At 72.6% G+C, this 26,075-nt stretch carries 22 protein-coding genes and 2 tRNA genes; 11 read left to right on the top strand and 13 right to left on the bottom strand.

All coding sequences use genetic code 11. The features are described 5' to 3' along the window. Positions 1–54: 54 nt before the first annotated feature. The 3 genes from purL to purS are packed head-to-tail and all read right to left on the bottom strand — an operon-like array spanning position 55 to position 3,262. Positions 55–2,310 carry a phosphoribosylformylglycinamidine synthase subunit PurL gene (gene purL / locus ACFV6D_RS09750; RefSeq protein WP_063348521.1) on the bottom strand — a complete coding sequence of 752 codons (2,256 nt, stop codon included), beginning with the start codon at positions 2,308–2,310 and terminating at the stop codon, positions 55–57. Beyond that, positions 2,310–3,011 (bottom strand): phosphoribosylformylglycinamidine synthase subunit PurQ, encoded by a 702-nt coding sequence (purQ, locus tag ACFV6D_RS09745; RefSeq protein WP_363579827.1) that lies wholly within the window; start codon positions 3,009–3,011, stop codon positions 2,310–2,312. Before purQ ends, purL begins: the two co-directional genes overlap by 1 nt. Next, entirely contained in the window at positions 3,008–3,262 is a 255-nt protein-coding gene (gene purS, locus ACFV6D_RS09740; RefSeq protein ID WP_045692676.1) for a phosphoribosylformylglycinamidine synthase subunit PurS, read from the bottom strand. Before purS ends, purQ begins: the two co-directional genes overlap by 4 nt. Positions 3,263–3,729: 467 nt before the next feature. On the opposite strand from purS, the gene ACFV6D_RS09735 reads away from it, so the two are divergent. The 7 genes from ACFV6D_RS09735 to ACFV6D_RS09705 all read left to right on the top strand — a co-directional run bounded on the left by ACFV6D_RS09735 (position 3,730) and on the right by ACFV6D_RS09705 (position 8,359). After that, positions 3,730–4,047, top strand: coding sequence for an Lsr2 family protein (locus tag ACFV6D_RS09735; RefSeq protein ID WP_063348519.1), 318 nt, complete (start codon positions 3,730–3,732; stop codon positions 4,045–4,047). Between the two features lie 137 nt (positions 4,048–4,184). Further along, positions 4,185–4,257 (top strand) — tRNA-Gly (locus tag ACFV6D_RS09730). Positions 4,258–4,296: 39 nt separating this feature from the next. Then, positions 4,297–4,372: transfer RNA gene (locus ACFV6D_RS09725), tRNA-Gly, on the top strand. Positions 4,373–4,530: 158 nt separating this feature from the next. Continuing rightward, entirely contained in the window at positions 4,531–5,544 is a 1,014-nt protein-coding gene (locus tag ACFV6D_RS09720) for an ABC transporter ATP-binding protein (RefSeq protein ID WP_380339112.1), read from the top strand. Beyond that, positions 5,541–6,374: an ABC transporter permease gene (locus tag ACFV6D_RS09715; protein ID WP_063348517.1), complete on the top strand. Its 834-nt coding sequence runs from the start codon at positions 5,541–5,543 to the stop codon at positions 6,372–6,374. The genes ACFV6D_RS09720 and ACFV6D_RS09715 overlap by 4 nt, the downstream gene beginning before the upstream one ends. A 103-nt stretch (positions 6,375–6,477) precedes the next feature. Then, the gene (locus ACFV6D_RS09710; protein ID WP_380559048.1) at positions 6,478–7,710 is read left to right on the top strand and encodes a sensor histidine kinase; all 1,233 of its coding nucleotides are present in this window, start codon (positions 6,478–6,480) and stop codon (positions 7,708–7,710) included. A gap of 28 nt (positions 7,711–7,738) precedes the next feature. Further along, positions 7,739–8,359 (top strand): response regulator transcription factor, encoded by a 621-nt coding sequence (locus ACFV6D_RS09705; RefSeq protein ID WP_350876631.1) that lies wholly within the window; start codon positions 7,739–7,741, stop codon positions 8,357–8,359. 51 nt (positions 8,360–8,410) lie between these two features. Here ACFV6D_RS09705 and ACFV6D_RS09700 read toward each other — a convergent pair whose 3' ends face one another. The 4 genes from ACFV6D_RS09700 to purD all read right to left on the bottom strand — a co-directional run bounded on the left by ACFV6D_RS09700 (position 8,411) and on the right by purD (position 14,586). Further along, positions 8,411–9,310, bottom strand: a complete 900-nt coding sequence (locus ACFV6D_RS09700; protein WP_063348514.1) for a phosphoribosylaminoimidazolesuccinocarboxamide synthase — start codon at positions 9,308–9,310, stop codon at positions 8,411–8,413. A gap of 73 nt (positions 9,311–9,383) precedes the next feature. Then, positions 9,384–11,003 carry a N,N-dimethylformamidase beta subunit family domain-containing protein gene (locus tag ACFV6D_RS09695; protein WP_244293413.1) on the bottom strand — a complete coding sequence of 540 codons (1,620 nt, stop codon included), beginning with the start codon at positions 11,001–11,003 and terminating at the stop codon, positions 9,384–9,386. Between the two features lie 219 nt (positions 11,004–11,222). Then, positions 11,223–12,806, bottom strand: coding sequence for a hypothetical protein (locus ACFV6D_RS09690; RefSeq protein WP_380559046.1), 1,584 nt, complete (start codon positions 12,804–12,806; stop codon positions 11,223–11,225). A gap of 532 nt (positions 12,807–13,338) precedes the next feature. Beyond that, entirely contained in the window at positions 13,339–14,586 is a 1,248-nt protein-coding gene (gene purD, locus ACFV6D_RS09685) for a phosphoribosylamine--glycine ligase (protein ID WP_063348512.1), read from the bottom strand. A gap of 375 nt (positions 14,587–14,961) precedes the next feature. Between purD and ACFV6D_RS09680 the strand changes: the two genes are divergently transcribed. Continuing rightward, complete coding sequence (locus ACFV6D_RS09680) at positions 14,962–15,747, top strand: SLATT domain-containing protein (RefSeq protein ID WP_079135741.1); 786 nt, start codon at positions 14,962–14,964, stop codon at positions 15,745–15,747. A 77-nt stretch (positions 15,748–15,824) separates the two neighbouring features. Here the strand turns inward: ACFV6D_RS09680 and ACFV6D_RS09675 are convergent, their stop codons facing one another. From ACFV6D_RS09675 to ACFV6D_RS09665, 3 genes are all read right to left on the bottom strand, one after another. Continuing rightward, positions 15,825–16,472 (bottom strand): hypothetical protein, encoded by a 648-nt coding sequence (locus ACFV6D_RS09675; RefSeq protein ID WP_063348510.1) that lies wholly within the window; start codon positions 16,470–16,472, stop codon positions 15,825–15,827. Between the two features lie 115 nt (positions 16,473–16,587). Then, complete coding sequence (locus ACFV6D_RS09670; RefSeq protein WP_380559044.1) at positions 16,588–17,721, bottom strand: GntR family transcriptional regulator; 1,134 nt, start codon at positions 17,719–17,721, stop codon at positions 16,588–16,590. Positions 17,722–17,923: 202 nt separating this feature from the next. Further along, on the bottom strand, positions 17,924–18,721 hold the full coding sequence (locus ACFV6D_RS09665) for a carbon-nitrogen family hydrolase (protein WP_380369791.1): 798 nt from the start codon (positions 18,719–18,721) through the stop codon (positions 17,924–17,926). Between the two features lie 173 nt (positions 18,722–18,894). On the opposite strand from ACFV6D_RS09665, the gene ACFV6D_RS09660 reads away from it, so the two are divergent. The 3 genes from ACFV6D_RS09660 (at position 18,895) to ACFV6D_RS09650 (ending at position 21,861) form a co-directional block, all read left to right on the top strand. Beyond that, on the top strand, positions 18,895–19,716 hold the full coding sequence (locus ACFV6D_RS09660) for a maleylpyruvate isomerase family mycothiol-dependent enzyme (protein ID WP_380489446.1): 822 nt from the start codon (positions 18,895–18,897) through the stop codon (positions 19,714–19,716). 165 nt (positions 19,717–19,881) lie between these two features. Next, complete coding sequence (locus tag ACFV6D_RS09655) at positions 19,882–20,715, top strand: Bro-N domain-containing protein (protein ID WP_380489448.1); 834 nt, start codon at positions 19,882–19,884, stop codon at positions 20,713–20,715. Between the two features lie 333 nt (positions 20,716–21,048). Beyond that, positions 21,049–21,861, top strand: a complete 813-nt coding sequence (locus ACFV6D_RS09650; RefSeq protein WP_380489450.1) for a Bro-N domain-containing protein — start codon at positions 21,049–21,051, stop codon at positions 21,859–21,861. Positions 21,862–21,924: 63 nt separating this feature from the next. Here the strand turns inward: ACFV6D_RS09650 and ACFV6D_RS09645 are convergent, their stop codons facing one another. The 3 genes from ACFV6D_RS09645 to ACFV6D_RS09635 form a co-directional block, all read right to left on the bottom strand. Next, a complete protein-coding gene (locus tag ACFV6D_RS09645; protein ID WP_380559042.1) occupies positions 21,925–23,268 on the bottom strand; it encodes a nitrate/nitrite transporter in 1,344 nt (447 codons plus the stop codon). 98 nt (positions 23,269–23,366) lie between these two features. Beyond that, entirely contained in the window at positions 23,367–24,545 is a 1,179-nt protein-coding gene (locus ACFV6D_RS09640) for a M64 family metallopeptidase (RefSeq protein ID WP_380423326.1), read from the bottom strand. A gap of 230 nt (positions 24,546–24,775) precedes the next feature. Continuing rightward, a complete protein-coding gene (locus ACFV6D_RS09635) occupies positions 24,776–25,999 on the bottom strand; it encodes a benzoate/H(+) symporter BenE family transporter (RefSeq protein WP_380423325.1) in 1,224 nt (407 codons plus the stop codon). Between the last annotated feature and the right edge of the window lie 76 nt (positions 26,000–26,075).

Genomic DNA, 26,075 nt, shown 5'->3' with positions numbered 1-26,075 from the left:
TACGCCGAAGGGCGGACGGCCCCGTCGGACCGTCCGCCCCTCGAACCGTGCGGGTCAGGCGAGCAGAGCCTCGATGACGCCGGTGTGGGCGTCCTTCAGCTCGGCCAGCGAGACGGTGAACTGGCCCTGGACGTCCAGGGATTCGCCGTCCACGACACCGATGCGGGTGGCCGGCAGGCCGCGCGCGGTGCACATGTCGTTGAACCGGAGCTCCTCGCTGCGCGGCACCGCCACGACGGCGCGGCCGGCCGACTCGGAGAACAGGAACACGAACGGGTCCGCGCCCTCGGGCACGATGATCCGCGCGCCGTGGCCGCCCTTGAGGCAGCTCTCCACGAGCGCCTGGCCGAGGCCGCCGTCGGAGAGGTCGTGCGCGGCGTCGATCATGCCGTCGCGCGAGGCGGCGATCAGGATGTCGCCGAGCAGCCGCTCGCGCTCCAGGTCGACCTTGGGCGGCAGACCGCCCAGGTGGTCGTGGACCACCTGCGACCAGGCCGAGCCGCCGAGCTCGTCCGCGGTGTCGCCGAGCAGGTAGAGCAGCTGCCCCTCCTCGGCGAAGGCGGCCGGGGTGCGCCGGGTGACGTCGTCGATGACGCCGAGCACCGCGACCACCGGGGTCGGGTGGATGGCGACCTCGCCGGTCTGGTTGTACAGCGAGACGTTGCCGCCGGTGACCGGGGTGCCGAGCACCAGGCAGGCGTCGGCCAGGCCGCGGGTGGCCTCGGCGAACTGCCACATCACGTCCGGGTCCTCGGGGGAGCCGAAGTTGAGGCAGTCGGAGATCGCGAGCGGCTTGGCGCCGCCGGCCGCGACGTTGCGGTAGGCCTCGGCGAGGGCCAGCTGGGCGCCGGTGTACGGGTCCAGCTTGGTGTAGCGGCCGTTGCCGTCGGTGGCGACCGAGACGCCGAGGTTGGTCTCCTCGTCGATCCGGATCATGCCCGAGTCCTCGCCGACCGAGAGCACGGTGTTGCCGAGCACGTAGCGGTCGTACTGGTCGGTGATCCAGGACTTGGAGGCCTGGTTCGGGGAGCCGGCGACCTTCAGCAGGTCGGCCTTGAGGCCCTCGCCGGTGGTCGGGCGGGCCAGCCGCTCGCCGGTGGGGGCGTCGGCCTGCAGCGCGTCCTGCCAGCTCGGGCGGGCGTACGGGCGCTGGTAGGTCGGGCCCTCGTGGGCGACGGTGCGCGGCGGCACGTCGACGACGAGTTCGCCGTGCCAGAAGATCTCCAGGCGCTCGCCGTCGGTCACCTCACCGATGACGGTGGCGATGACGTCCCACTTCTCGCAGATCTCCAGGAAGCGGTCGACCTTGCCGGGCTCGACGATGGCGCACATGCGCTCCTGCGACTCGCTCATGAGGATCTCCTCGGGCGAGAGCGTGTTGTCGCGCAGCGGCACGGTGTCCAGCTCGACCCGCATGCCGCCGGAGCCGGCGCTCGCCAGCTCCGAGGTCGCGCAGGACAGGCCGGCGCCGCCCAGGTCCTGGATGCCCTTGACGAGCTTCTCCCGGAAGATCTCCAGGGTGCACTCGATCAGGAGCTTCTCCTGGAACGGGTCGCCGACCTGGACGGCCGGGCGCTTGGTCGGCTTGCTGTCGTCGAAGGTCTCGGAGGCGAGCACGGAGACGCCGCCGATGCCGTCGCCGCCGGTGCGGGCTCCGTACAGGATGACCTTGTTGCCGGCGCCGGAGGCCTGCGCGAGGTGGATGTCCTCGTGCTTCATGACGCCCACGCACAGCGCGTTGACCAGCGGGTTGCCCTGGTAGCAGGAGTCGAAGACGACCTCGCCGCCGATGTTCGGCAGGCCCAGGCAGTTGCCGTAGCCGCCGATGCCCGCGACGATCCCGGGCAGCACGCGCCGGGTGTCCGGGTGGTCGGCCGCACCGAACCGCAGCGGGTCCATCACGGCGACCGGGCGGGCGCCCATCGCGAGGATGTCGCGCACGATGCCGCCGATGCCGGTGGCCGCGCCCTGGTAGGGCTCGATGTACGACGGGTGGTTGTGCGACTCGACCTTGAAGGTCACGGCGTAGCCCTGGCCGACGTCGACCACACCGGCGTTCTCGCCGATGCCGACGAGCATCGCGTCCGAGTCGGGCTTCTTGTCGCCGAACTGCTTCAGGTGGACCTTGCTGCTCTTGTACGAACAGTGCTCCGACCACATGACCGAGTACATCGCGAGTTCGGCGCCGGTCGGGCGGCGGCCGAGAATCTCGCGGATGCGCGTGTACTCGTCCTCCTTGAGGCCGAGTTCGGCCCAGGGCTGGGCGACGTCCGGGGTCTGCTCGGCGTTCTTGACGGTGTCGAGGCTCATCAGGCGTTCACCAGCTGCTTCAGGACGGAAGTGAAGAAGCCCAGGCCCTCGACGGTCGGACCGGTGAGCGGCTCCACGGCGTGCTCCGGGTGCGGCATCAGGCCGACGACATTGCCGGCGGCGTTGGTGATGCCGGCGATGTCGCGGTACGAACCGTTCGGGTTACCGCATCCGTCAGCGGCATCGCCGCGGGCCACGTAACGGGCCACCACCCGGCCCTCCGCCTCCAGTTGGTCCAGGACGCGCTCCTCGGCGACGAACCGGCCCTCGCCGTTCTTCAGCGGAACGACGATTTCCTGGCCCGCCGAGTAATCCCGGGTCCAGGCGGTACCGGTGTTCTCGATGCGCAGCTTCTGGTCGCGGCAGACGAAGTGCAGCGAGTCGTTGCGGGTGAGCGCGCCGGGCAGCAGGTGCGATTCGCAGAGCACCTGGAAGCCGTTGCAGATACCGAGGACCGGCATTCCCAGCTTCGCCTGCTCGATGACGGTGTCCATCACGGGCGAGAAGCGGGAGATCGCGCCGCAGCGCAGATAGTCGCCGTAACTGAATCCGCCCGGCAGGACGACGGCGTCGACCTGGTGGAGATCCTTGTCACGGTGCCAGAGCGCGACCGGCTCGGCGCCGGCCAGGCGGACCGCGCGCTGGGCGTCACGGTCGTCGAGGGAGCCGGGGAAAGTGACGACGCCAACGCGGGTGGTCACTTCGCCGCCTCCTCGACGCGGACGGTGAAGTCCTCGATCACGGTGTTGGCGAGAAAGGTCTCGGCGGCTTCGCGGATACGGGCGAGCGCGGCGTCGTCGACCGGGCCCTCCACTTCCAGCTCGAAACGCTTGCCCTGGCGGACGTCGGCGATCCCGGTGAATCCGAGACGGGGCAGTGCACGCTGCACCGCCTGGCCCTGGGGGTCGAGGATCTCCGGCTTGAGCATGACGTCGACTACGACGCGTGCCACTGGCACTCCCGGTGGTGTCTTCGGTGAGGCGGGGGAACTCCAGACTACCGGGGGTTTCGGGCGGGATTGCTGGCCGGGGCAGGCGACGCGCGTAGACCCGAGACCCTTACGCGGCAAGGGATCCACGCCCGTGAACCCCCGGCGGGGCCGCGCGGTTTCCACGGATTCGGCCCCCGGAACGAGAACACCCGAAGAACACCCGAATACGGCACTCCGGGACAGATCGACCCGTCCCGCACTCCGGTATCCGGCACTCCGGCGAAGACACGTGAATATCCGGAAAAGAATGCCGGACTCTTCGATTTCGACCCCCTTCGGGTGCAGAATAGGGCCACCTGTCGCGGCAAGTGCTGCGTATCCGGCGGGCCACCAGGCCTGCCCGTATGCGCTTGCGCGAGTGGTGCACATCAGGCCCCCGGACGCACCCCGCGGACCGGCGGCCGAATTGCCCGAGAGGATTGACACCCATGGCTCAGCGTGTAGTTGTCACGCTCTCCGACGACCTGGACGGCGGCGCCGCGGCGGAAACCGTCCACTTCGGCGTCGACGGGAAGTCGTACGAGATCGACCTGTCCGTGGACAACGCGGAAAAGCTGCGGGAGGCCCTCGCTCCGTTCGTCGCGGCCGGCCGCCGCCAGAGCCGCACCGGAAAGTCCTTCCGCCGCACCGCGCTCACCCCGGACCCGGCCGCGGTGCGCGCCTGGGCCCTGTCGCGCGGCATGGAGCTGCCGGCCCGCGGACGCATCCCCAAGCACGTGTACGAGCAGTTCGCCGAGGCGAACTGACCGCCCCGGGCGCCCCGGTCGCCCCGCCCGCCTGGACCGAAAGGGTGGGGCGACCACCCCGAACGATGCTGTAGAGTAATCCTCGTCGCCGCAACGGAGAGATCCGAAGAGGCGGTGGGTGCCCCACCAGGCACCGTGCGGACGTGGCTCAGTTGGTAGAGCATCACCTTGCCAAGGTGAGGGTCGCGAGTTCGAATCTCGTCGTCCGCTCGCAGTGTGCGAGCACAGCACAACTCCATAGTTAGACCTGCGGACGTGGCTCAGTTGGTAGAGCATCACCTTGCCAAGGTGAGGGTCGCGAGTTCGAATCTCGTCGTCCGCTCCAGAACGAAAGGCCCCCTCGATCGAGGGGGCCTTTCGGCATTCCCGCGCCACCTTGATCCCGGGCCCATGACATTTGTCATCGCCGACCCGTGGATCTCCACCGCCGGTTCATGACGGCGCGCACTGCCCGCCCGACCGGGGAGGCGGAAGGCTTGAGCCATGGAAACGAGCCAGCCCCTGCGCCCCGGCGACAGCGTGATCGAGGTCACCGACCTGCACCGCCACTACGGCACCGGCACCACCGGCTACCACGCCGTCCGAGGCATCGACCTGACCGTCGGCCGCGGTGAGCTGTTCGCCCTGCTCGGCACCAACGGGGCGGGCAAGACCTCCGCCATGGAGCTCATCGAGGGCCTGGCCGCCCCGTCCGGCGGCACCGTCCGGGTGCTCGGCCACGACCCCCACCGGGAGCGCGCCGCCGTCCGCCCGCGGATCGGCATCATGCTCCAGGAGGGCGGCTTCCCCGGCGACCTCACCATCGCCGAGACCGGCCGCAGCTGGGCCGGCATGACCAGCGGCGCCCGCCCGGTCGACGAGGCCCTGGAGCTGGTCGGCCTCGGTCACCGCCGTGACGTCCGCGTCAAGCAGCTGTCCGGCGGCGAGCGGCGCCGGCTCGACCTCGCGATGGCCCTGCTCGGCCGCCCCGAGGTGCTCTTCCTGGACGAGCCCAGTACCGGCCTCGACCCCGAGGCGCGCGCCGCCGTCTGGCGGCTGGTCCGCGAACTGCGCGCCCAGGGCACCACCGTGCTGCTCACCACGCACTACCTGGAGGAGGCCGAGGAGCTCGCCGACCGGCTGGCCATCATGCACGGCGGCCGGGTCGTCACCACCGGCACCGTCGCCGAGGTGATCGCCGGCCGGCCCTCCCGGATCAGCTTCGACCTCCCCGAGTTCACCGGGACCGCGCTGCCGGTCCTCGCCGGGGCCGAGATCGCCGTCGACGGCCGCAAGGTCACTGTGCAGACCGGCGGCCTCCAGCGCACCCTCTTCGAACTGCTCGGCTGGGCCCAGCAGCACGGGATCGCGCTCGGCTCCCTGGACGCCCGCAGCGCCTCGCTGGAGGAGGCCTTCCTCGCCATCGCCTCCGAGGCCGCCCACCAGGCCCCGCCCCAGTCGCCCGCCGCCCCCACCGCCCGCACCGCCCGCCGCCGCCTGATCGGATCCGCCCGATGACCACCGCCACCGCCGCCAAGACCGCCGCCGGCCCGCAGAGCACCACCGCCCGCCGACTGCTCTCCCTCGGCCGCGCCGAGGCCACCCTGCTGCTGCGCAACCGGGCCGCCCTGTTCACCGCGCTGCTGCTGCCGCTGCTGCTGATCGCCGGCCGGCGCAACATGCTCAAGCAGCAGGCCGAGTCCCACCCCGGACTGGACGTCGACACGCTGCTGATCACCGGCACCATCGGCGGCATCCTCGCCTTCGTCGTCTACTACAACCTGACCGCCGCGTACGTCGCCCGCCGCAACGAGCTGGTGCTCAAGCGGCTGCGCACCGGCGAGGCCCGGGACATCGAGATCCTGGCCGGCACGGCGGTGCCCTCGGTGAGCCTCGCCCTGATGATGTGCGCCGTGGTCGGCGTCGGCGCAGCCGCCCTCCTCAAGCTCAGCACGCCGGTGAACCCGCTGCTGCTGGCCGTCGGGCTGGTCCTGAGCATCGCCGTCTTCATCGCACTGGCCGCCATCTCCAGCGCCTTCACCAAGACCGTCGAGACCGCCGGCATCACCACCCTCCCGGTGCTGCTGGTCTCCCAGTTCGGCTCCGGCCTGCTCATCCCGCTGGAGATCATGCCCCCCGGGCTGGCCGACTTCTGCCGCCTGCTGCCCACCACCCCGGCCTTCCAGCTGATCCGGATCGGCTGGACCGGCAGCGACGGCTCGGCCGCCGCCACCGGCTTCGCCGGCACCTGGTCCACCGCCGCCCCGCACCTGGTGACCGGCGCCGTCTGGCTCGGCCTGGCGGTCTGGGGCGCGGTGCGCTACTTCCGCTGGGAGTCGCGCCGCTGACGCCCCGGCGGGCACCCTCTCTGGAAGTGCGAAGGTCAGACCCCCGTTCCGCCTCTGATATGAAGGTAGCGACACGATCTTGATCGATACGGGGAGCGATTCGATGGCCATCCAGGGGCCGGTTCGCAGATGGAAGGGCTTCGGCAAGCCCCAACGCGCCGAGCTGTACTTCCGCTGGTCGCTCTACATGGTGGCCTGGTGCATCGTTCCGGTGAACCTGGTGCTCAGCGCCTCCTCCGTCGCGAACCTCGACCGGTCGGTCGGCGCCGTCCGGGTCACCCTGGTCGTCTCGCTCGCGTCCACCCTGCTCTGCCTCCGGGCGTTCCGCACCTCGCTCGACCACTACCTGCACCGCCCCGCCGAGCACCTGCGCTGGCTGATCGTCAACAGCGCGCTCTCGGTCGCCGGTTCCTGGGCCGTCCTGCTGCTGGGCCCGTCCGCCGCCGAATCCGGGCAGCCCGGAGGAACGCCGTTCACCGCGGCGATCGCCATCGCCATGCTGTGCGCCGCCATCGGTCCGATCAGCGTGGGCCTGCCCCTGCGCCAGGTCTTCCCCGCCGGACTCGGCCTGATCCTGCTGACCGCCCCGGCGATGCTGCTGACCGGGGTGAGCCCCGCCACCACGGCCGGACTGGCGGTCGGGGCGGCGATCAGCCTGACCGCCCTCGTCGGCACCTGCCGCAGCTTCGCCTGGGTGACCGCGATCATCTGGGAACTGGAGACCGCCCGCGAGGCCCAGTCCCGGCTGGCCGTCGCCGAGGAGCGGCTGCGGTTCTCCCGCGACCTGCACGACGTGATGGGCCGCAACCTCACCACCATCGCGCTCAAGAGCGAACTCGCCGTCCAGTTCGCCCGCCGCGGGCGCCCGGAGGCCGCCGACCAGATGGCCGAGGTGCAGCGGATCGCCCAGGAGTCGCAGCGCGAGGTCCGGGACGTCATCCGCGGCTACCGCACCGCCGACCTGCACGCCGAGGCGATCGGCGCCCGCGCGGTGCTCCGCAGCGCCGACGTCGCCTGCGAGATCGACCTCGGCGAGAACGCCGACCAACTGCCGCCGCCGATCCAGTCGGTGCTCGGCTGGGTGATCCGCGAGGCCACCACCAACGTGCTGCGGCACAGCGAGGCCGCCCACTGCCTGATCCGGCTGGACCTCCAGGACGGCCGCGCCGTCCTGGAGCTGGAGAATGACGGGGTGCCCGCCGTCCCGCTCCCCTCGCTGGGCGGCGGCACCGGACTGCGCGGCCTGCGCGAACGGCTGGCCGCCCACGACGGCGAACTGACCATCCCCGAGACCGCCCAGGGCACCTTCCGGATGCTCGCCGCCGTACCGCTCTGACCCGCACCCACCGACGGAGGACCGCCCGATGACCGACCCCGCACCCGTGCGCGTCCTGCTCGCCGACGACGAGCACCTGATCCGGGGCGCGCTGGCCGCGCTGCTCTCCCTGGAGGAGGACATCACCGTGGTCGCCGAGGCCGGCTCCGGGCCGGAGGCGCTGGCGATGGCACAGGCCCACCGCCCGGACGTCGCGGTGCTGGACCTCCAGATGCCCGGCAAGGACGGCATCGAGGTGGCCACCGAACTGCGCCGGCTGCTGCCGGACTGCCGCTGCATGATCGTCACCGGCCACGGCCGCCCCGGCTACCTCAAGCGGGCGCTGGAGGTCGGGGTGCGCGGCTTCCTGCCGAAGACCGTCTCGGCGGCCGACCTGGCCGGCATCATCCGGACCGTCCGGGCCGGCGGCCGGTACGTGGACCCGGAGCTGGCCGCGGACGCGATCAGCGCGGGCGAGACCCCGCTCACCCCGCGCGAGACGGACGTCCTGGAACTGGCCGCCGACGGCACCTCGATCACCGAGATCGCCGAACGGGCGGCGCTGTCCCCCGGCACCGTCCGCAACTACCTGTCCTCGGCGGCCGGGAAGCTGGGCGCCGAGAACCGGCACGCGGCGGTGCGGATCGCCCGCGAGCACGGCTGGATCTAGGCCGATCCAGATCGGTCCAGGACCGGGCACCGGCTCGCGGGCGGCCGGGCGTCAGGCCCAGGCGGTGCCGGTCAGCCGCTCGTACACCTCGATGTACTTGGCGCGGGTCTGCTCGACCAGCTCGGCCGGCAGCTCCGGCGGCGGCTGCTCGCTGTAGCGGTCCCAGCCGGAGGCCGGGGAGACCAGCCAGTCGCGGATCAGCTGCTTGTCGAAGGACGGCTGCGAGCGGCCGGGCTGCCACTCGTCGGCCGGCCAGTACCGGGAGGAGTCCGGGGTGAGCACCTCGTCGCCGATCAGCAGCTCGCCGTCCAGCAGGCCGAACTCGAACTTGGTGTCGGCCAGGATGATGCCGCGGTCGCGGGCGATGTCCCGGGCCCGGCCGTAGACGTCCAGGGTGGTGCGGCGCAGCTGGGCGGCCAGGTCGGCGCCGATCCGGCGGGCGGTCTCCTCGTAGGAGACGTTCTCGTCGTGCTCGCCGACCTCGGCCTTGAGCGCCGGGGTGTAGATCGGGGCGGGCAGCTCGGAGCTGTTCTCCAGGCCCTCCGGCAGGGCGATGCCGCAGACCGTGCGGTTCTCCTGGTACTCGGCCAGGCCGGAGCCGGCCAGGTAGCCGCGGGCGACCGCCTCGACCGGGACCATGTCCAGGCTGCGGCAGATCAGCGTGCGGCCCTTCCAGTCGGCGGGGGCGCCGGACGGGACCTCGGTGGAGATCACGTGGTTGGGGACGATGTCGGCGATCCGCTCGAACCACCACAGGGACAGCTGGGTGAGGACGCGACCCTTGTCGGGGATCTCGTTCGGCAGCACCCAGTCGTGGGCGGACATCCGGTCGCTGGCGACCATGACCAGCTCGCCCGACTCGGTCCGGTAGAGGTCGCGCACCTTGCCGGTGTGCAGGTGGACCAGGCCGGGCACCTGGACCGGCTCGGGCTTGGTGACAAATCCGCTCAAGGTGTCTCAGTCCTCAGGGGTCGTTCGCGGGCGTGGGGCGCGCGAAAGGGGAGGTCACTGCCCCCGCAGTCTTTCACGAACCCCCGAGGCCCCGTTTCTGGCCGAGGGCGGCCCCGCTCCGGCCGAGGGCGGCACCGTTCTTGCCGGGGGCGGGCTCGTTCTTGCCGAGGCGGTCGAGCAGGTTCGCGGTGGCCCGCTGGATCCGCTCGTCGGTGAGGCCGGGGCGGCCCAGCGCGGGCGACCAGGCGAAGGTGCCGGCCGCGAACACGTACGCGCCGCTGGGCGCCCGGTACAGCGAGGTCTCCTGGTAGCGGGTGCGGCCGCCGAGGTCCTGGTACGGCGAGTGCGCGAGCAGCACCCGCTCGGTGTGCTCGGGCAGCGCCACCTTGGGGTAGTAGCGGTCGGCCTCGCCGGCGACCAGGCCGGGCAGTTCGTCGCCCTCCTGCAGGCCCGTACCGTCCCAGAGCCAGTGCGCGGTGTGCCGGGCGATCAGCGGGACGGGCGCGGCGACCCGGCCCGAGTACTGCAGGCCGAGCACCTGCTGCTCGGGCTCGCCGGCGTCCCGCCACAGCGCGCTGGCCGAACCGGGCACCCCGACGGCCGGGCTGCCCGGCTGGACCTTCTGCCGCTTGCGGCAGTTGAGCAGCCGGTTGGGTTCGCCGGAGGCGGCGGCGGTCAGCTCGACCCGCCAGTACATGGTGTTGGCGGACAGGAACACCAGCGAGGTGCCGTCGTCCCTGGCCTGCTCGACGGCCCGGCGCATCGGCTCGGACCAGTACTCGTCGTGGCCCGGGAAGATCAGCGCCCGGTGCCGCCCCGGGTCGACCAGGCCCGCGTGCAGGTCGGTGGCGGTGGCGTAGGAGAGGTCGTAGCCGTAGCGCTCGGCCCAGCGGATGAAGTCGTAGGCGTGGCCGACGTGCAGCGGCAGCCCGGCGGTGGCGTGCGGGCGGTCGAAGGAGACCGTGACGGCCGCCTCCGGCTCGCCGACCAGGCCGCCCAGGCCGTCCCAGGCGTGGTAGAGGCTGGCGCCGCTGCGGCCGTCCTCGGGGAACAGGTTGTAGGCCTGCCAGGTCACGTCCGGGACCACCAGGAGCAGCTCGGCGGCGTGCTCCCGGTCCTCGAAGTCCCGGACGGTGAACGGGATGTGGCTGCGGTGCAGCATGTCCGCGGTGGTCAGCACGGCGACGTACGCGCCGGGCTTCCAGTGCACCGGGATCTGCAACCGCCAGGAGTGCCACCAGTGGTGGCAGGAGACCGTCCGCTCGACCACCAGCGGGGCGGGCTGGGCCAGCCCGGCGATCAGCGGGCTGGACGTCATGTGGCGGGCGCCGTCGCCGCCGTAGTGGCCGATCCGCCAGACGTCCACGGTGAACTCGCGGGGCGGGTTGACGGTGACCCGGAAGTCCACCGAACCACCGGGGCGGATCACCCCGGCCGAGGCGAAGCCCTTGATCTGCTGGTCCACGTCGTTGGCGCTCTGCGGGGTGCCGACCGGCGGCTTGGGCCGGGCGCCGACCGCCAGCGGCCGCTGGCCGGGCGCGTTCACCGAGACGTACCAGGGGACGGCGCCCTCGGCGCCGGCCAGGTACTGGTCCGGGCTGCGCAGCCAGGGCAGCGGGCCCTGGCCGAAGGGGTCGGAGACGCTGTAAGCGTGCGTTCCGGACTCCCAGCGGCGGTTGAGTTCCGTGCCCACGCGCCCCTCCCAGGTGCACTTCCGCCCGGTTGGCACGTGCCCCCCGGATGTGCGTGCGGTCTAATACACCACAGAGTGCTGGCGCTCCGTCACCCTGTGGTCGCAATTGGTGCCGGGAATCTCACGCCCTCCCCCGGCCGGGCCTCCGGCCTGCGAAGACGGCCGCCCGCCGGTCGGTTTGGGGGCGCGCGCCGGAGCGCCGAGCGCCGCCTGTCCGGCTCACAACCGGACGGGTTTCTCCAGACGGACGTCGGCGGCGTCCAGCCAGGCCCGCAGCGGGCCGTCCTGGCCCTGCTCGACGGCCTGGGCGACCGGCCCGGCCAGGTCGGTACGGCGGATCCCGCCCAGCAGCAGCACCGGACCGTCCAGCCAGTCCAGGCCGGGCGCGCCGCCCGCGGTGTCCACGGCGGCGCAGCAGACCATCGCGGTGACGTGGTCGACCAGCAGGTCACGGCCGCTGCGGGCGGTTTCGAGCAGCGGGGCCGGGGCGGTCGTGCGGGCCAGCTGGGCGGCCAGCGCGGCGGCCAGCTGCTCCCCCTCGCCCTCGGCGAGCCGGACCAGCAGCCGGGTGAGCGTCGGGGAGCCGGGGCGGGCCTGCGGGGCGAGCCGGTCCAGGGCGGTCTGGAGGGCGGCAGCACGGGCCCGCCAGCCGGCGTCCACCACGTCGGCCGGGTAGTCGGTCCACTCCAGCTCGTGCCAGGCCCCGGCGGCCGGGCTGCCGAAGAACAGCTCGGCGGCGAGCCGGGAGACCGCCCGGTCGACGGTGCCGGGCTCCTCCAGCAGGTCGCAGGCGGGGCGGTCGCCGAGCCGGGTGCCGTAGCCGTCGGCCAGGCGGTCGCGCCGGGACAGCTCGGTGAGGGCGGAGACGACGCCGGCGTTGAGATGGGCGGGGTGGCGGCCGAGCCGCCAGGCGGGCAGCGCGACCCGGGTGAGCAGCCGGTCCCAGCCCGCGTAGGCCAGGCCGACCTGCTCCTGGGCGGCGATCCGCAGGCCGTAGTCGACCGTCCTGGCCTGCTCGGAGGCCCAGCTCGCGACGGAGCGCTCCAGCTCGGCGGCGTGGCCGCGGCAGGCACCGAGCAGCCGGCGGGTGATCCCGCGGGTGATCCGCTCGGCGAGCGCGGCCGGACCGCGGCGCTCCGGCCGGGGCGGGCCCGCCAGGGTGCCGCCGCCGAGGCCGGGGGCGGCACCCTGGCCGGAGTCCAGGCTGGCGTCCAGGCTGCGCAGGAAGCGACGGGCGGCGGCGATCTCCGGGTCGGCGGAGGCGGCGGTGCCGGCCACCACGGGGGCGAGCAGGGCGCGCAGTTCGCCGGCCCGCATCCACCACAGGAAGGGCGAGCCGATCACCAGGACCGGACCGGGCGGCTCGGGGTGCGGCCGCAGCGGGCGGGCCCGCCGAGCCTGCGGCACGTCCTCCAGCCAGCTGTCGCAGTCCGGGGTGAGGGCCACCGCGGAGGGCGCGGGCACGTCCAGCCGGTCGGCGAGTTCGTCGATCAGCCGGTACAGCTCGGGCGCCTCGACGCGTTTCAGCGGGACGGCCGGGGTCCGGGGCGGGACGGCCCGGTGGTAGGCGCGGGCGGTCAGCCCGGCCACCAGGAGGGTCAGCGCGGCCACTGCGCAGACCGCCCAGCGGGCGGCGTCCCACCCGGCGGCGTCGGAGGAGCCGGGTGCGCCGATCCGCCCGGTGAACCGACCCGCGAGCAGGACCACCGCGACGGCGGCGGGCATGACGGCGGCGGCCAGGGCGAGACCTCGGACCCGCAGGACCGCCTGGGCGTGAGCGCGCGCGGTGTCGACTGCGGCCATACGGTGCGGCACCCCCTTCGGAGCCCTCGGGCGCCCGGCGACGGGCCCTGAGCCGACTCGAAACGATCAGTTCCGACCGGGAAGCGGAGGCGTCCGATCCCCGGTAGTGCATGCTGTGTGGCGCTTCTGCCATGTTCGACGCACCGGCCCGGGTGGGTGTTCCGGATCGCCCCGGTTTCCACTCGTCCCGGTGACACCGCCCGGATTCCGGACGGTCACGACCGGTCCGGTGCGAAGCACCCGGGCACCCGCCCGGCCGGACGCCGTCCAGCATCCCCCCGTGGGAACACCGCTACCCGGCGGCGACCCCGGCGCACGGCCACGTCGCACTGCGATCCAGCGCACCATAAGGCCGGGCGCCCGGCTACGTCAGCCGGATGCGGGTGCTGTCACCCGATGGGCTGGAATCCGACCGCCGAACGGTGCGCCGGCCCCCGGAGTCACTCCCGCCCCGGAAACGCCGCAGGGCGCTGCGTCCATGGGGGGAAATCCCACGGTGCGCGGCGCCCTGCGGGCGGAGGCGGGGCAGGGCCTACTCGGTGGCTGCCTTCAGGGCGATGTCGGTGCGGTGCTGGCCGCCCTTGAGGGTGATCCGGTCCACGGCGGCGTACGCGCGGTCGCGCGCCTCCACCAGGTCGGCGCCGGTCGCGGTGACCGACAGGACGCGGCCGCCGGCGCTCAGCACCCGGCCGTCCTCGTCGGCCCTGGTACCGGCGTGCAGGACGAACGCGGTGCCGTCGGCCTCGGCCTCGGCCAGGCCCTCGATCGGGTCACCGGTGCGCGGCGCGGCCGGGTAGCCCTCGGAGGCGACGACCACGGTGACGGCCGCGCCCTCGTCCCAGCGCAGCGGCTCCAGCTGGTCCAGGGTGCCGGTGGCGGCGGCCAGCAGCACGGCGGCCAGCGGGGTGCGCAGCCGGGCCAGCACGACCTGGGTCTCCGGGTCGCCGAAGCGGGCGTTGAACTCGATCACCCGGGTGCCGCGCGAGGTGAGCGCGAGGCCCGCGTACAGCAGGCCGGAGAACTCGGTGCCCCGGCGGCGCAGCTCGTCGACGGTCGGCTGCAGGACGCTCTGCTGGACCTCCTCGACCAGCCCGGCGGGCGCCCACGGCAGCGGCGAGTAGGCCCCCATGCCGCCGGTGTTGGGGCCCTCGTCGCCGTCCAGCGCGCGCTTGAAGTCCTGCGCGGGCTGGAGCGGGACGACGGTGGTGCCGTCGGTGATCGCGAACAGCGACACCTCGGGGCCGTCCAGGTACTCCTCGATGACCACGCGCTCGCAGGAGGCGGCGTGCTCCAGCGCGGCCGCGCGGTCGGAGGTGACCACCACGCCCTTGCCGGCGGCCAGGCCGTCGTCCTTGACCACGTACGGCGCGCCGAAGGCGTCCAGCGCCTCGGCGGCCTCGGCCGGGGTGGTGCAGACGTAGGAGCGGGCGGTGGGCACGCCGGCCCCGGCCATCACGTCCTTCGCGAAGGCCTTGGAGCCTTCCAGTTGGGCGGCTTCGGCGGACGGGCCGAACACCGGGATGCCGACCGCGCGCACGGCGTCGGAGACGCCCGCGACCAGCGGGGCCTCCGGGCCGACGACGACCAGGGCGGCGCCGAGCCGCACGGCCAGGTCGGCGACCTGCGCGCCGTTCAGCTGGTCGACCGGGTGGACCGTCGCCACCTGCGCGATCCCGGCGTTGCCCGGGGCACAGTGCAGCTCGGAGACAGCGGGATCTTGGGACAGAGAGCGGCACAGGGCATGTTCGCGGGCGCCGCCGCCGATGACGAGGACCTTCACGCTTGGCAAGGGTAGTCGGTGGCCAGTTCCGGCCGCTCTCCGGTCCCGTCCGATCCTCCAGTCGGGGAGGTCCGTACGCCGAGGATGTCGGAGAAACCTCCAACTCGGACCGGCTCGGTGCGCACCGGGTGCCCGAGTCAGGACGGCGGGTCACCGGACCCTCCCTCGGACGGGTGAAATCTCGCCGCCCCCCGCATCCCTTCCACCTCGGGCTCCGGTGGCCGAATCCGGTAACGATCACCGGGGAAGCGACCCCATGGTCAGCCATTTGGCGGTAAGAAGTGCTGTTGGACAACCAACGGCAGACGCCGCGTCAGCCGATGGACCGCCAGACCGCCAGACCCAGCAGTCCGCCCGCCACAGGGAGCCCCACAGGTGAGCCAGCCGGAAATGCAGCCCGAGGAGAGTGCCTGGGGCAAGGAGATCGGCGAGGAGGACCCGCCCGCCGCGACCATCGCCCGCCAGGCGTCCACCCGCCGACGGACCGATCTGAGCACTCGACAGTTCCCCCTCGGGGACTGGGGCGAGCCGGCCGAGCGCCTGGAGGAGCTGTACCGCTGGTCCGAGGAGCGGGCGGTCGAGGCGATCGAGTGGTACCGCAAGGACCGGATCTGGAAGCGCCGCTGGGCGCGCCTGCTGCGGTTCGGCACGGCCGGCTTCGCGGTGGGCGGGGTGACCGCGCCGCTGGTCGACCTGACCGGCGCGGTCTCGCACGGCACCAGCTGGGGCTACGTCGGCCTGGCCCTCGCCGCCGCCTGCTACGGCACCGACCGGGTGTTCGGCCTCACCTCCGGCTGGATGCGTGACGTCAGCACCGCGCAGGCGCTGCAACGCCGGCTGGAGGCCTTCCAGTTCGACTGGGCGTCGGAGTGCGTGCGCGAGGTGCTCGGCCCGACCGAGGGCACCGCGGGCGAAGCCGCCGAGCGCTGCCTCGGCGTGCTGCGCCGGTTCTGCGAGGACGTCTCGGACATGGTCCGCACCGAGACCTCGGAGTGGATGCTGGAGTTCCGCGCGTCCATGACCCAGCTGCCCACCCAGGCCCCGGGCACCTGGGGCGGGCGCAGCGAGAACGGGGTGGGCGCCCAGGTGCGGGTGCTGCCGCCGCCGGGCACCCGGCCCACCATGCCGCGCCAGCGGCCGCCGGAGGGGCCGCTGCGGTAGCGGGCGGGAGGGCCGCCTGCCGTGGCGGGCGGGAGGATGCAGCGGGCGGCGCCTCGGGCGGAAGGCGGCCGGGCGCCTCAGGCGAAGACCACCATCGAGCCCTGGGCGAGGCTGCGAGTCGCCGCCGCGTACAGGCCCGCCCACGCGTGCCGCTCGCGAGCGAAGGGGTGCAGGTCGTCCAGCGGCGGCCCGAACGGCTGCTCCAGGCCGGTCGGGCCGAGCGGCCGGGTCGGGCCCGGCGGGTTGAGCGGGTCGAGGCCCAGCGCCGGGGCGACGGCCTGCAGTTCGCGCAGCAGCCCGTGGCTGGAGCCGAGCGGACCACCGGAGGCGAGCAGTGCGTCGTCCACCAGCGGCGCCGGGAACTCTATCGGCACGTAGGCACCCGCGTGGTCGAAGTGCCAGACCAGGTGCGACTGTTCGGCGCTGCTCTCGAACATCTCCAGCAGCTGCTCGTAGTCGCCGCCAAGCGAGTCCACCGGCGTGATGTCCAGCCCGGTGAGGCCCAGCAGGTAGGCGCGGCGCAGGAAGTGCAGCGAGTCGTAGTCGAAGGCGGCTATCGGCTCGACCGCCCCGCTCAGCCCCGGCACGTACTGGTAGACCGGCACCTCGGGCAGCCCGCGGGAGGCCAACACCGAGTTGTAGAGGGCGAGATCGTCCCTGAAGGGATTGTCGGGGCTGTGGCTCAGCACGTCCACGAGCGGGACGAGCCAGAGGTCGCAGGCCATGGCCGGCAGTTCCTCTCCGGGCGGCGGGGTCGCCCGCAGGACGGGACGACGACGGGGGCGGGGTCGGTACCCGGACGGCCGTTGTGCGGGACGCCCGGTTCGACGACCGCCCACCCTACCGGCCCGGGGCGGGGCGCGGGTCGGGCCGTCCCTGCGGTGCGTCCGGGGGCGGTTCGGGCAGCCGCCGGCCGAACCGGCCGTACGGCACCGAGCGCGGCTGCGGCACCAGGCCGAGGCCCAGCCCGAGTTCGCGGCCGAGCTCCCGGCCGACCTCCCGGCCGACCTCCTCGCCCGGCCGGCGTCGGCCCCTCCCGACCTGGTCGAACGCCTGGCCGGGAACCGGTTCGGCCGCCACCGACGGGACTTCGGCGGACGGGGCCGGCGGCACGGGCTCGCCGCCCAGGAACCCGCCGCCGGGCCCGCCGCCATCGGGCTCGCCGTCCAGGGGTTCGCTATTCAGGAGTTCGCTGTCCAGAGGCTCGCCGTCCAGCGGCTCGTCGTCCAGGGGTTCGTCGTCCAGGGGTTCGGTGAGCAGCCCCAGCACCGTCACCGACTCCAGCGGCCGCCCGGCCAGCCCGGCCAGCAGCCGGGCGGTGTACAGGTTGTACTCGCAGATGATCCGGTGCGCGCCGACCAGGTCCCGCGCGCCGATGGCGTCGACCAGGTCGAGGTGGCGGTCCCAGCAGATCTCGGCCAGGACGGGCAGCTCCCGCAAGTAGGGCGCGGCGAACATCCACGACTGCACCCGCAGCCAGTCCAGGTAGTCGCCGATCCGGCGGTTGCCGATCAGCGCGGCGACCTCCTGCCAGAACCGGCGGTCGCAGCCCACCATCACGTCCAGGTTCCCGGCCCGGGCGGCCCGGACCGCCGCGTCGGCCCGGCGGCGCAGCGAGGGCAGCCTGGCGAGGTCCGGCAGCGCCCGGCGGGCGGAGAACTGGCGGTAGTAGCTGTCGGTGACCAGCACCCGGGACTCGAAGATCTCCAGGAAGTCGTCCCAGCCCAGCTCGGGCACGGTGAACCCGCGGTGGTGCTCGGCCCGCAGCAGGCCCTGCGCACCGAGGTCGACCAGCGCCTCGCGGGCCGGGGTCGCCGAGACTCCGTACAGCTCGGCGATCTCCTTGACGGTGAAGTTGCGGCCGGCCGCCAGCCGGCCGGCCATCATCTCCTCGCGCAGCGCACCGGCGATCTGCTCGCGCAGGCTGTTGCGCTGGATGACGGGACGGGTGTCGCCTGCGCCGTTGCCGGGCATGCGCGCAACCTCCTGGGGCGGGCTGATCAGGCCGCCCCTCGGCGGACCGGCCAACGAGCGGCGGGGAACACGACGAGTGCTCATCTTCTCAAACCCGCCCCGAGAAGGTACAAACCAACCCCCCGGAGGCCTCCGACACCCCCGGACTCCCCCCGCCAGGGCCGTGCCGGGCGGGGCGGGGCCGAGCGGGGCGGGGCCCGGGTCAGCGCTGGACCGGCGCCGGGATCCCCAGCAGGCGGTCCCGCAGCACCGGGAACTCCTCGCGGGCCCTGCCCACCTCGGCCGGATCGAACTCGACGGTCAGCACCTGCTCCTCCGTACCGGCCTCGGCCAGCACCCGGCCCCACGGGTCCACCACGATGCTGTGCCCGGCCTGCTCGACCCCGGCGTGCGTCCCGGCGGTGTTGCAGGCCAGCACGAACGCCTGCTCCTCCACCGCGCGCGCCCGCGCCAGCAGCGTCCAGTGCTCGCGCCGCCGGGCCGGCCAGGCCGCCGGAACCACCAGCAGCTGCGCGCCGGCGTCCAGCAGCGCCCGGAACAGCTCCGGGAAGCGCAGGTCGTAGCAGGTGGCCAGGCCCAGGGTGGCGAAGTCGGTGGCCGCGGTGACGATCTCCTGCCCGGCGCCCATCACCACCGCCTCGCCGCTGTCGAAACCGAAACGGTGGATCTTGCGGTAGGTGTGCACCAGCTCGCCGTCCGGGGCGAACAGCAGCGAGGTGTTGTAGATCGGCCCGTCCGGATCGCGCTCGACGATCGAACCGGCGTGCAGCCAGACCCCGGCCGCCCGCGCGGCCGCCGCCATCGCGTCCGACGTGGGCCCGTCCAGCGTCTCGGCGCCGTCCGACCACAGGTCGTAGGCGAAGCCGCCGAGCGGCCACAGCTCCGGCAGGACCACCAGGTCCGCACCCTGCTGCGCCCGGACCAGCGCGGCGGCCCGGGCCCGCCGTTCGGCGGGCGGCTCGGCGTCGGAGACCCCGAGTTGGATCAATGAAGCGCGCACAGTACCACCGTCCACGGCAAGAGACCTACGATCGTCACCCGAAAGCGCTGCCCAGCTGTCTCCCGGCAGCGTAACGTGCGGTTAGCTTGTGCGCCCGGAAGCCGGACCATCCCGGCCGACCGGGGAGGCCGGGCGCAGAGGGCAAGGAAGCTGACGGAGGGCCGGAGATTCCCGTGACGGACAACCAGACCGTGCAGGCTTACACGGAGGCGTGGGCCCAGAGCATCGAGTCCATATCGGAGCTGGTCGCCCCCCTCCCCGAGGGCTCCTGGAACCGGGCCACCGAATGCCCCGGCTGGTCGGTCCGGGACGTCGTCTCGCACATCATCGCGGTCGAGTCCGAACTCCTCGGCGACCCCCGCCCGATCCACTCCCTGCCACGTGACCTTCGCCACGTCACCACCGACTTCGCCCGCTACATCGAACTGCCGGTCGACAAGCGCCGCTGCCACACCGCGCTGGAGATGACCAGCGAGCTGGAGTACACGATCATCCGCCGCTCCCGGGCGCTGCGGAACGCCAAGCAGATGCCCCTGGAGCCGGTGCGCTGGCCGGGCGGCCCGAACAGCCGCGACGTGCCGTACCACGAGCTGCTGCGCCTGCGGGCCTTCGACGTCTGGGTGCACGAGCAGGACCTGCGCCGCGCCCTGGGCACCCCCGGCAACCTCGACTCCCCGGCCGCCCTGATCGCCCGGGACGTCCTGCTGGGGCTGCTGCCCAAGGCCGTCGCCCACCAGGCCGGCGCCCCGGCCGGAACGGCCATGGTCCTGGACGTCACCGGCCGCGTGGAGTTCCTGCGCACCATCCGGGTCGACTCGACCGGCCGCGGCACCGTCGACGAGTCGATCAGCCTGGCCCCCGACGTCCAGCTCACCATGGGCTGGGAGACCTACCTCCGGCTCGCCTGCGGCCGCGGCCGCCCCGGCCCGGTCACCATCGACGGCGACAAGGAACTCGCCGACCGCGTCCTGTCCGCCTTCGCGGTCACCATCTGACCCCAGCCACCCCACAGCGCACGCCACCCGGCGTACACGCACGAGTGCGCGCCGGGTCGGCACCACTCGCGCATCCATCCGTCAATCCAGCACCAACACCTCACCCGTTCGACCTCGTTGTTCCGGGCACTCCCACCATCACCCGGAAGAAGGAGAAACGTCCCCATGGACGACGAACAGCAGCAGATGACTCTGGTCCGGTCCAGCTTCCCGGTCACAGGCCAACCGATCAGAGTCGTGATGATCGACGGACAACCGTGGTTCGTCACAGCGGACGTGTGCACGATTCTCGATCGAGGCAGCGCAAGCCGCGCGAGCAAGACCGTGGATCCCAAGGACACTCGCACTGTCGATATGCGATCCGTATGCCTGACTAAAAGTCAGGCATACGGCGTTTCCGCAGGTGGGAAGCTGTACAACGGCGGAAATCCCTTCCTGAACCTCGTCAACGAGGCCGGCTTGTACAGCCTGCTGATGAGGTCCAACAATCGGTCATCCAAGCCGTTCAGGGACTGGGTCACCCGCGACCTCCTTCCCTCCGTCCGTCGCGGGGACACCGACATCCCCATCCAGCAGCGACGGATGGCGGAGACCCTGACCGAGGCGATCGGGCAGAACGTACGGATCGTCGCCGAGATCAACCACGAGGACTGGCCCGGCCTGACCGTCCACTCGGACGGGACGGTCCACTGCCAGCACGGCGAGATGGTCCTCCACCTGCCGAACCGCGAAGAGGACAGCGGACCACCGTTCGGCGCCTACTTCGCCTGCCCAGGCGAGGAACGGGTCGGAATCCGGGCCAGCCGGATCGTCCCCGGCTGCCCCAAACTGAAGCTGGTGGACCTGATCCGCATGCGGCGCGAAGCACTACCCAGGTCGGACCGTGAACCCGAGCCCGATCGCGGGCTCATGTACGCAGAAGTGAACGACGGCCACATTGGCCGCATCTACGGGACGCCGCCACAGCTCGCCGAACTGCTGCGTGAGTACCGGCGCTGAACCACCGATGCCGTATACCGGGGGCATGACGCTCGAGACCCTCGCTGAAAGCTAGGGTTACGAGGTTTTCGCAGGTCAGAAACCCTACGCCCCCGCCGCCACAACCTTCCAACGCAGACGCAGGAGCTCGCCGACCGCGTCCTGCCCGCCTTCGCGGTCACCATCTGACCCCGACCGCCCCACAGCGCACGCCACCCGGCGTACACGCACGAGTGCACGCCGGGTCGGCACCACTCGTGCATCCATCCGTCAATCCAGCACCAACACCTCACCCGTTCGACCTCGTTGTTCCGGACACTCCCGCCATCACCCGGAAGAAGGAGGGGCGTCCCCATGGACGACGAACAGCAGCAGATGACTCTGGTTCGATCGAGCTTCCCGGTCACGGGGCAACCGATCAGAGTCGTGATGATCGACGGACAACCGTGGTTTGCCGTGGCGGACGTGTGCCGAGTCCTGGGCCGACGCAATCCGACCGATGCAGTCAAAGGGCTGGAGCCCCACCAGCACAGCACTGTCGACCTACGGTCGGTAACCATCGCCCAAGGTGATGGTTACGGCGTTTCCACAGGTCAGAAACCCTACCGGCAGGGAAATCCGTTGCTCGGCGTGGTGAGCGAGGCAGGACTGTACAGCCTCCTTATGAGGTCGGAGAAGCGCTCTGCTCGACCCTTCCGAACCTGGGTTACCGACGAGCTGATCCCCTCCGTCCGCCGCGGGGACACCGACATCCCCATCCAGCAGCGACGGATGGCGGAGACCCTGACCGAGGCGATCGGGCAGAACGTACGGATCGTCGCCAAGATCGACCACGAGAACTGGCCCGGCCTGACCGTCCACTCGGACGGGACGGTCCACTGCCGCCACGGCGAGATGGTCCTCCACCTGCCGAACCGGGAGGAAGACAGCGGGCCGCCATTCGGCGCCTACTTCGCCTGCCCAGGCGAGGAACGGGTCGGAATCCGGGCCAGCCGGATCGTCCCCGGCTGCCCCAAACTGAAGCTGGTGGACCTGATCCGCATGCGGAACGCGGCGCAGCAGAAGTCCCCACCGGATGACGGGCTCATGCACGCGGAGCTGCACGGCGCCCGGATCTACGGGACACCGCCGCAGATGGCCGAGATGTTGCGGGAGTACGGGCGCTGATCCGCCGGTGCCGTATACCCTCAGAAATTCTGAGACTAATCGCGTTTCCGCAGTTCAGAGACCCTACGCCCCCGCCGCGACCTTGCGGCGCAGGCGCAGGATCATCGCCGTGCCGACCGCCAGCGGGACGTACTGCCAGCAGAACGCCCAGCGGAAGGCGTCGGCCGAGTAGGAGTCGGTGCCGGCCGGGGAGAGGCCGTCCAGGAGGACGCCGATGCCGAAGAGGGTGATCATCGTGCCGATGAAGCCGCCCATGTTGACGATCCCGGAGGCGGTGCCGAGGCGCTCCACCGGGTTGCGGGCGCGGGCGTAGTCGAGGCCGACCAGTGAGGCCGGGCCGTTGCTGCCCATCACCACGATGATGGCGGACAGCAGCCAGATCGGCGGGTGTCCGCCGGGCCAGCCCAGGACGAGCGCCCAGCCGAGGGCGGTGGCCGTGATGACGGTGAGGACGATCGGCATCCGGGCTCGCGCCGAGACGGAGAGCACCCGGCCGAACAGGAAGCCGAAGGCCATGTTGCTGAGCACCAGCAGGGTCAGCATTCCGCCGGCCGCGGCCCGGGAGAGGCCCTGCGCCTCCACCAGGTAGGGCAGGCCCCAGAGCAGGCCGAAGGCGTTGCCGGGGAACTGGGTGGTGAAGTGCACCCAGAGCCCGAGCCGGGTGCCCGGTTCGCGCCAGCACGCTCGGACCTGTCGGCCGACGTTCGGCCGCGGCGCGGGCGGGTGTTCGACCGGCCGTACGGCGGCGGCCGGGGCCTCCTTGAGGAAGAGCGCGACCAGCGCGAAGACCGCGACGCCGAGCAGGGCGATCGCGGTGAAGGTGGGTGTCCAGCCCTCGCGGTGCAGGGCCTGTGCGAGCACCACGGTGGTGATCAGGTTGCCGCCCATTCCGGCGAGGCCGGTGAGCTGGGCCACGAACGGGTTCCGGGCGGCGGGGAACCATCGGGCGGCGAGCCGCAGCACGCTGATGAAGGTCATCGCGTCGCCGCAGCCGAGCACCGCCCGGGAGGCCAGCGCGGGGGCGAAGGAGGAGCTGAACGCGAAGGCCAGTTGGCCGAAGCTCAGCAGGACGACGCCGATCAGCAGCACCCGGCGCGGCCCGATCCGGTCGACGAGCAGGCCGACCGGTATCTGCATGGCCGCGTAGACCAGCACCTGGAGGATCGAGAAGGTGGAGAGCGCGGAGGCGCCGATGCCGAAGCGGTCGGCGGCGTCCAGTCCGGCCACGCCGAGGCTGGTGCGGTGGATCACCGCGAGGATGTAGACGCTGACGCCGATGGACCAGGCGAGCCAGGCCGCGCGCCCGCCGGGCGGGGACGGCGCGGGGGCGGCCGACGGCGGCGAGTCGGCGGTTCGGGGAGCGGGGACGGACAGGGGTGCGGCTGAGCGGGCGGGCTCCACGGTCATAGTGCGACCAGACTAGTCATCCCATGATGGGACGCCCAGTGCGGGGTGCGGTCGATCGTCTACGGACCGCGGATTCCACGGATTCCGCGGACCGGGCATCAGCCGGTCACCGTCCAGGACACCGACCGGGTCATGTAGCGGTCCCGGAAGGCCTCGTCCCGCACCCAGTCGGTGGTGTCCCGGACGGTCGCCGTGACGGTGGCCGTCCGGCCCGGGGCCAGGTTCAGCTGGTCGGTGTCGAGCCAGGTGCCGTCGGCGGCCTGCGGCGTCACCGCGACGCCGTCCACCTTCCACTCGACCTTCAGCTGTCGCGGGCCGGTCAGCGGCACCGGCCGGACGTTCAGCCGGGGGTGCCCGCTCACCTCGCCGGGCGGCGGCGACGGGGCGTCGGTGGGCCGGATCCTGCGGTACAGCTCCTCCATGATCGCTTCGCGCGACGGCAGGTTGTAGGCGCTGCCCAGGGTGCGCATCACCGAGTCGGGGGTGGGCCGGTAGAGGCCGTTGGCGCTGCGGTAGGCGCCGACCGTCCCGGCGCCGTCCGGGGACTGCGCGCCCAGCCAGCGCCACCACTTGGTCTGCTTCTTGCGCATGTCGTCGGCGTCGAGGGTGGCGAGGTTCGGGTACTCGGCGTCGTCCGGGGCGCTGTCGTACTCGTCGCCGAGGTCCCCCACGGTGTGTCCGATCTCGTGCTGGATGATCCGCCCGGCGTCCGGGCTGCCGCCGGCCAGGGTGGTCACCCCGGTGCCGCCGGCGCCGCCGTACTCGGTGGAGTTGGCCAGGGCTATCAGGTACTGCGGCCCGGAGCTGTCGCCCGCGTACCGGGCGGTGGCGGATTCGTCGGCGCAGAGCAGCCGGGCGGTTCCGTCGCACCAGAAGTGCATGCCGAGCGGGGTGGCGGGGTTGCGGCCGCGGCTCTCGGTCTCGGCTATCCCGGAGACCGGGGAGACCACTTCGACCCGCCGTATGTTGAAGAACCCCTGGTAGGTGCGGAACGGCTCGATGGCCATCAGCGCGTGCCAGGCCCGGTCGACCTGCTGTCGGAACAGGTCCTGTTCGGTGGCCGTGTAGCCGTCGCCGAGCAGGACCAGGGTGATCCGGTTGGCCGGGTCCCCGGTGCGGCGTATGTCGACGGTGGGGGCGGCCGTGACGGTCCGGCGGTCGGCGCGCTGTGCGCTGTGCGGCGGGACCGCCCGGTCGGCGGGGGCGCCCGGCCCGATCACGCCGAACGGCGAGGGGCCGACCAGTTCCAGGGCGGCGGGGAGTACGGCGGTGGACACCAGCACGAGCGCGGCCAGACTCCGAACGAGACGGCCAGGGTTGCCAGGTGGCATACGGGTGCGTCCTCGGGGTTCCGGTCACCCGGCGTAGCCCGGGTGGTGGAGCGAAGACGTACCCGGACGGGTGTGTCACCCCTACCGCGCGCCGAAAATGTCACCGACCTGGCCGAATGACCCTCACCTCACCAGTCATCCCAATGACTGGAATATGGCCGATGACAGGCCCCTCGTCAGCGCCTGCGGAGGTTCAGCACCAGGTGGGTGCCGAGCCCGAACAGCAGGCCCCAGAAGGCCGAGCCGATCCCGAACAGGCTCATCCCCGAGGCGCTGGCCAGGAAGGTCACCACCGCCGCGTCCCGCCCCCGCTCGTCCGCCACCGCCGCCGCCAGGCTGCCCTGCAGCGAGGCCAGCAGGGCGACCCCGGCGATCACCGCGATCAGTTCCTTCGGCAGGCCGGTGAACAGGCTCACCAGCACCCCGCCGAAGCTGCCCACCAGCACGTACAGCACGCCCGAGGACATCCCCGCGACGTAGCGGCGGCGCGGGTCGGGGTGGCTCTCCGGGCCGGAGCAGATCGCCGCCGTGATCGCCGCCAGGTTCACCCCCGGCGAGCCGAACGGTGCCAGCAGCAGCGACACCACACCGGTCGACCCGATCAGCAGCCGGTCGTCCGGCCGGTAGCCGAAGGCCCGCATCACCCCCAGGCCCGGTGCGTTCTGCGAGGCCAGCACCACGATCGTGAGCGGCAGCGCCAGCCCCACCGTGGCCGCCCAGGAGAACCCCGGCACGGTGAACACCGGCCGGGTCGGCCCGCCCGCGCCCAGGTGCAGCGGGAGTCCGACGGTCAGCGCCGCCAGCACCCCGCCCACCAGCAGCGCCACCGGGACGGCGTACCGCGGGGCCAGCCGCTTGGCCAGCAGGAAGGCCGCGAGGCTGCCGACCACCAGCACCGGCGCGCCGTGCACGGCGCCGAAGATCCCGGCGCCGAAGGAGAACAGGATGCCCGCCAGCATCGCGTTGACGATCCCGGTCGGCACCGCCGCGATCAGCCGGCCGAACCAGCCGGTCACCCCGAAGAGCGTCACCACCACCGCGCTCACCAGGAACGCCCCCACCGCCTCCCGGTACGGGTACGCGCCCAGGCTGGTCACCAGCAGCGCGGCGCCCGGGGTGGACCAGGCGGTGATCACCGGGGTCCTGGTCCACCAGCTCAGCGCGAAGCCGCTCAGCCCGCTGCCGATGGCCATCGCCCAGATCCAGGACGCCGTGTGCGCCGCGTCCAGCCGTCCGGCGGCCGCCGCCGCAAGCACCACCACCAGCGGCCCCGAGAACGACACCGCGATGCAGACCAGCCCCGCCAGCAGCGCCGGCCCCGACACGTCCCGTCGCAGTGACCGGCGCTCCCCGCCCCTGTCCGGCACCGTCTCCGGTCGGACCGTCAGCTCTTCAGTCATTCCGGAAGTATCCCGAACGCCGCGCCGGGGCCCCGGAAAAGTCTTTGAAACCACCTGCAACCCCCGGCGAGGATGC

Source organism: Kitasatospora sp. NPDC059812 (assembly GCF_042732075.1).
Lineage (GTDB): Bacteria > Actinomycetota > Actinomycetes > Streptomycetales > Streptomycetaceae > Kitasatospora.
Note: the sequence above shows the minus strand (reverse complement) of the source record. Positions and strands in the feature narration are given on the sequence as shown.

Bases quoted from the DNA above. Each gene is read 5' to 3' on its own strand.
- ACFV6D_RS09675 (WP_063348510.1), bottom strand. From the start codon at position 16,472: ATGGCCTGCGACCTCTGGCTCGTCCCGCTCGTGGACGTGCTGAGCCAC.
- ACFV6D_RS09645 (WP_380559042.1), bottom strand. From the start codon at position 23,268: ATGACCGTGGAGCCCGCCCGCTCAGCCGCACCCCTGTCCGTCCCCGCT.
- ACFV6D_RS09720 (WP_380339112.1), top strand. From the start codon at position 4,531: ATGGAAACGAGCCAGCCCCTGCGCCCCGGCGACAGCGTGATCGAGGTC.
- ACFV6D_RS09635 (WP_380423325.1), bottom strand. From the start codon at position 25,999: ATGACTGAAGAGCTGACGGTCCGACCGGAGACGGTGCCGGACAGGGGC.
- ACFV6D_RS09655 (WP_380489448.1), top strand. From the start codon at position 19,882: ATGGACGACGAACAGCAGCAGATGACTCTGGTCCGGTCCAGCTTCCCG.
- ACFV6D_RS09735 (WP_063348519.1), top strand. From the start codon at position 3,730: ATGGCTCAGCGTGTAGTTGTCACGCTCTCCGACGACCTGGACGGCGGC.
- ACFV6D_RS09670 (WP_380559044.1), bottom strand. From the start codon at position 17,721: ATGCCCGGCAACGGCGCAGGCGACACCCGTCCCGTCATCCAGCGCAAC.
- purL (WP_063348521.1), bottom strand. From the start codon at position 2,310: ATGAGCCTCGACACCGTCAAGAACGCCGAGCAGACCCCGGACGTCGCC.
- ACFV6D_RS09650 (WP_380489450.1), top strand. From the start codon at position 21,049: ATGGACGACGAACAGCAGCAGATGACTCTGGTTCGATCGAGCTTCCCG.
- ACFV6D_RS09705 (WP_350876631.1), top strand. From the start codon at position 7,739: ATGACCGACCCCGCACCCGTGCGCGTCCTGCTCGCCGACGACGAGCAC.
- ACFV6D_RS09715 (WP_063348517.1), top strand. From the start codon at position 5,541: ATGACCACCGCCACCGCCGCCAAGACCGCCGCCGGCCCGCAGAGCACC.
- ACFV6D_RS09690 (WP_380559046.1), bottom strand. From the start codon at position 12,806: ATGGCCGCAGTCGACACCGCGCGCGCTCACGCCCAGGCGGTCCTGCGG.
- ACFV6D_RS09710 (WP_380559048.1), top strand. From the start codon at position 6,478: ATGGCCATCCAGGGGCCGGTTCGCAGATGGAAGGGCTTCGGCAAGCCC.